The organism is Actinomadura sp. CNU-125 (genome assembly GCF_001942465.1).
GTDB lineage: Bacteria > Actinomycetota > Actinomycetes > Streptosporangiales > Streptosporangiaceae > Spirillospora.
This window is the reverse complement of the sequence record NZ_MKJY01000338.1, coordinates 1-4,853: the sequence shown is the minus strand read 5'-3', so window position 1 is coordinate 4,853 and position 4,853 is coordinate 1. Positions and strand designations below refer to the sequence as shown.

Below are 4,853 nucleotides of genomic sequence, written 5' to 3'. Positions count from 1 at the left end.
CGGCGCCGCCGCGGGCCTGACCGGCTGCACGACCTCGCCGACCTGGCCCTCGCGACCGTCACCGACGCCGAGCCGGAGCTGGGCGCGCTGCTGGCGGCGGCGCTGCTGCCCGGGCTGGACCCCGGCGACCCGTTCCACCGGGAGCTCGCCGAGACGGCCCTCGCCCACCTCGACCACGGCGGCCGCATCGAGCCGACCGCCGCCGCGCTGCACGTCCACGGCAACACGGTCAAGTACCGGGTGCGGCGCCTGCAGGAGCTGACGGGCCGTCCGCTGCCAGCCCCGGCGGACGGCGCGGCGGTCGCCCGCGCCGCGCACCTGTGGTGGGCGCTGCGCCACTGGCTGGACGCGCCCGCGCCGGGTGACCGGTGCACGCGCCGCCCGCGTCCGTGATCTAGTGGGACCGGTCGTCCCGCCGCGGGACGCCCGGAACGAACGGAGGGGGAGCCGGTGACCGGACCTCGGATCGGCACGGTGGTGTGGCCCATGCAGTCCTGGCCGGAGGCGGGGGAGACGTGGCGGCGCGCCGAGGAACTGGGGTTCCACCACGCGTGGCTGTACGACCATCTCGCCTGGCGCGGCGCGACGCCCTGGTACGACGCGTACACGACGCTCGCCGCGGCGGCGGCCGTGACGTCGCGGGTGCGGCTCGGGACGATGGTGACGTCGCCGAACTTCCGGCATCCGGTGCCGACCGCGCACGCGATCAAGACGATCGACCACGTGAGCGGCGGGCGGCTCACCGTCGGTATCGGCTCGGGCGGCACTCGCCGGACGTCGGACGCGGGCGTCCTCGGCGGCCCGGACTGGACGGCCGCCGAACGGTCCGGGCGGTTCGCCGAATGGGCGACCCTCCTGGACCGGCTGCTGCGGGGGCCCGAGACCACCTTCGACGGCGAGTACTACTCCGCCCGCGAGGTCGTGTCGGACCCGGGGTGCGTGCAGCGGCCGCGCGTCCCGTTCGCGATCGCCGCCGACGGCCCGCGCGGGATGCGGGTCGCCGCCCGGCACGGCGCCGGGTGGATCACCAACGCCGAAGCCCCCGGACGCGAGCCGTCCGAGGTCGTCCGGTCCCGGCTGGACGCGCTGCGCGCCGCGTACGACGCCGAGGGCCGCGAGGTCGGGGACCGCGTCCTGCTGACCGGATTCACCGACGAGCCCTGGCTGGAGTCGCCGCAGGCGTTCGCCGACCTGGCCGGACGGTACGGCGAGCTGGGCATCACCGACATCGTGCTGCACTGGCCCCGGCCCGGAACGCGCTGGGACGCCGACACGGCCGTGTTCGAGCGGATCGCCGCCGACCACGGAACGACCGCCGACCGAGGCTGACCTCCGCGGGCGCCGGGGCCCTCCGGTTTCGTCAGCGGGGTTCGGCGCCGGTCGTGAGGAGCTGCGGTTCGGCTCCGCCGTTCAGCAGGTCGGTGGGGGTGCAGCCCGCCAGCGTCCGGAACTCGCGGTTGAGGTGCGCCTGGTCGTAGTAGCCGCAGTCGGACGCGGTGGCGGCCAGGCCGCCGCCGCGGGCGAGCAGCCCGACGGCGCGCTCGAACCGCAGGACCCGGCCCATCGCCTTCGGCGGCAGCCCGGCCTGCTCGCGGAACCGGTGCGTCAGGTGCTTGCGGCTCCAGCCGACGTCCGCGGCGAGTTCGGCGACGCCCGCGGTGCCGCCGCTGCGCAGCAGCAGCTCCCAGGCGCGCCGCACCTCCGGGTCGGGCACGGGGCCGCCGTCCAGGCGGCGCAGCAGGCAGGCGTCGAGGAGGTCGAACCGGTCGCCCCAGCCGGGCGTGCCGGCGAGCCGGTCGACGAGGGCGGCGGCGTCCGGTCCGAGCAGGTCGGACAGCTCCAGGACGGTGTTGGAGTACCGCGCCGGCGGCGTGCCGAACAGCGTGTACGCGCCCAGCGGGGTGATGTCGAGCTGCACGCCGACCTGCCCGCCGGGATGCTCGTAGAAGCCCGGCCCGTCGTACATGCCCGCCACGAACGACCCGTAGTCGCGGTTCCCGCCCGACGGATCCGGGGTCCGCAGGAACATCGGCGGGCCCAGGTTGACGACCACCACGGCGGTGCGGGTGGGCAGGGTGCGCATCCGGGACGGGACGACCGTCTCCTCCCAGTAGCCGTCGTAGGAGGACAGGAACGGGCGCAGCGCGGGGTGCGGGCGCCCGCGAGCGTGCCACCAGGCGCCCCGGTCGATGATCGCGACCGGCCTCTCGCTCATGACCCCACTACTACCACGCGGGTCCGACGGTTCCGCGCGGCTCGCGGCCGCTACTCGTACACCTGCCCGCACACCGCGATCCGGGCGAGTTCGGCCCAGCTCATCGACCGGATCTCGCGGACGTACGAGCGGACGGGCGGCGCACCGGGCCCGGGCGGCAGCGGCTCCGGCGCGCCGTCCGCGGCGTCCCAGCCGCCGAGGCTCCCGGCGACCGCGCACTCGAGGTAGGTGGCGGGGTCGAAGTTGTACCACCGGACGGGCGTCGGCGCGGGCGACCGGAGCCCGGCGGGCGCGGCGCGTCCACGCCGAACCGGGCCCGCGGACCGGGCGGGGCGGCGAGGAAGTCCTCCAGGTCGGCGAGCTGCGACAGGACGACCCGTTCCCAGTCGGCGTACCCGCCGGGTTCGGGGCCCGGCAGCGCGAGGTCCTTGCCGCTCCACGCGGGGTCGAACGGGGCGGGCGCCACCGTCGCGGCGGCGGCGAACATCGCCGCGACGTCGTCGGGTTCGAGGAACTCGCGGTCGCGCAGCGGGACGCTCACCTTCCACAAGGCGCGCAGGAACGCCGACAGCGACCAGGACGCCGCCCGCGCGTCCTGGCCGAGGTGCAGGAACACCAGGTACAGGTCGCGGTTCGTCCGGACGGCCGGGCCCGCCGGGCCGTCGACCCAGTACGTCTGCTTGTGCCGGACGCCGCTCTCCATCGCCAGGACGTGGGCGAGGGCGGAGACGCGGGAGTCGTGCGCCGCCATGCGGACCCGGTTGCCGCCGTCGTCCTGGCGCATGACGTCCCACCTGTGCATCCGGCCCTCCGCGGTCGGCTGTACTGCCCGGCCCCCGTTGATCAAGTGTCGGCGGCCGGGCGCCCGGCGCCAGTAGCGGACATGTCACTTTCCGGACTTGAAGTCGTGACCTTCCACACAAGACGGAGCGCGGCGGTGCGGCGCCCGGGGGCGCGGGACGCCGTGCGGTACAACGCGTACGGCGGGGTGCGGGTCCGGCGGCGCGGATCGGGCCCGCACCCCGCTCGTTCGCGGTCGATCGTCGATCGCCGGTGGGGTCAGAGCTTCGAGCGGTGCACCACCTGCAGCTCGGTGAACGCCTGCAGGCCCCACGTCCCGTTCTCGACGCCGAGCCCGCTCCACTTGAACCCGCCGAACGGCTGGTTCGGGGCCAGCGCGAGGTGCGTGTTGACCCAGGCGGTGCCGCATTCGAGCCGGCCCGCCACCTCGGCGGCGCGGTCGGCGTCGGCGCTCCACACCGAGCCGGACAGGCCGAAGTGCGTGCCGTTGGCGCGGTCGAGCGCCTCGTCCAGGTCGCTGTAGCGGATCACCGGCAGCGCGGGCCCGAACTGCTCCTCGTCCACGATCCGGGCGCCGTCGGCGACGTCGGCGAGGATCGTCGGCTGGAAGAAGTAGCCCGGCCCGTCGATCGGCGCGCCGCCCGCCGCCGCGCGGGCGCCTCCGGCGATGGCCTCGGAGACCAGCTCGCCGACCCGCTCGAACTGGGGCTTGTTGTTGATCGGCCCGTACTGGACGCCCTCCTGCGTGCCGGGCCCGACCTTGGCGGCCTTCGCGCGCTCGGCGAGGGCGTCCACGACGTCGTCGTACAGCGCGTCCGGCGCGTACACCCGCTTGATCGCCGAGCAGACCTGGCCGTTGTTCTGGAAGGCGCCGCCGAACAGGCGGTCGGCGACCGCGGCCGGGTCCGCGTCGTCCAGCAGGATCGCCGGGTCGTTGCCGCCGAGCTCCAGCGTGACCCGCTTGAGGTCGGGCGCGGCCGCCGCGGCGACCCGCTTGCCGGTGGCGACGCTGCCGGTGAAGCTGACCTTGCGGGGGACGTCGTGCGAGGTCATCCACGCGCCCAGCTCGTCGCCGCCGGTCACCACGTTGAGCACGCCGGGCGGCAGCACGTCGCGCAGCGCCGCGCCGAGCTTCAGGCTGGACAGCGGGGTGAACGGCGACGGCTTGAGGACCATCGTGTTGCCCGCCAGCAGCGCCGGCGCGATCTTCCAGGTCGCCAGCAGCAGCGGGAAGTTCCACGGGGTGATCGCGGCGACCACGCCCATCGGCCGCCGCAGCACCTCGACGCGCGCGTTGTCGTCGTCCTGGATGATCTCGCGGGGCAGCTCCAGCTCCGCGAAGTACTTGAGCCAGACGCCCGCCGCGGCGACCTCCATGGTGGCGTCGGCGAGCGGCTTGCCCTGCTCCAGCGTGATGACGCGGCCGATCTCCTCGGACTTGGCGAACATCAGGTTCGCCGCGGCCAGCAGCGCCTCCCGCCGGACGGACTCGTCGCGGCGCCACGTGGCGTACGCGGCCTTCGCGGAGTCCATCGCCGCGTCGAGCTGCGCGCGGGACGCGTCGGGCGCCTGCTCCGCCACCTCGCCGGTCGCCGGGTCGATCACGCCGAAGGTGGCGGGCGCGTCCACCGCCCGGCCGTCGATGGTCATCGTGAACTCGTCGGACACCGTTGATCCTCCAACTCCGGGGCTAACCGAACGAGATTCAGTATTCACCTTGGGGCGGTGCTTTGACGAGATGCCCCGCGGACGGAAAGCGGCGGGCGCCCCGCGAATCCGCGGGACGCCGCCGGTGCGGGGTCGGACCGCCGGTCAGAGACCGGCGACGCGGTCGAGC

At 75.1% G+C, this 4,853-nt stretch carries 5 protein-coding genes; 2 read left to right on the top strand and 3 right to left on the bottom strand.

The genetic code is table 11. The features are described from left to right. Both BJF79_RS32380 and BJF79_RS32375 read left to right on the top strand, forming a co-directional pair. Nucleotides 1–393 (top strand): helix-turn-helix domain-containing protein (locus tag BJF79_RS32380; RefSeq protein WP_143220520.1); only part of this gene is annotated, 393 nt, incomplete at its 5' end. A gap of 57 nt (nt 394–450) precedes the next feature. Beyond that, entirely contained in the window at nt 451–1,329 is an 879-nt protein-coding gene (locus BJF79_RS32375) for an LLM class flavin-dependent oxidoreductase (protein WP_143220519.1), read from the top strand. 31 nt (nt 1,330–1,360) lie between these two features. Here BJF79_RS32375 and BJF79_RS32370 read toward each other — a convergent pair whose 3' ends face one another. The 3 genes from BJF79_RS32370 to BJF79_RS32360 all read right to left on the bottom strand — a co-directional run bounded on the left by BJF79_RS32370 (nt 1,361) and on the right by BJF79_RS32360 (nt 4,684). Further along, nucleotides 1,361–2,215, bottom strand: coding sequence for a helix-turn-helix domain-containing protein (locus tag BJF79_RS32370; RefSeq protein ID WP_083734351.1), 855 nt, complete (start codon nt 2,213–2,215; stop codon nt 1,361–1,363). Between the two features lie 100 nt (nt 2,216–2,315). Next, nucleotides 2,316–3,017 (bottom strand): hypothetical protein, encoded by a 702-nt coding sequence (locus BJF79_RS32365; protein WP_262402862.1) that lies wholly within the window; start codon nt 3,015–3,017, stop codon nt 2,316–2,318. 257 nt (nt 3,018–3,274) lie between these two features. Further along, on the bottom strand, nt 3,275–4,684 hold the full coding sequence (locus BJF79_RS32360) for an aldehyde dehydrogenase family protein (protein WP_262402861.1): 1,410 nt from the start codon (nt 4,682–4,684) through the stop codon (nt 3,275–3,277). Nucleotides 4,685–4,853: the final 169 nt, after the last annotated feature.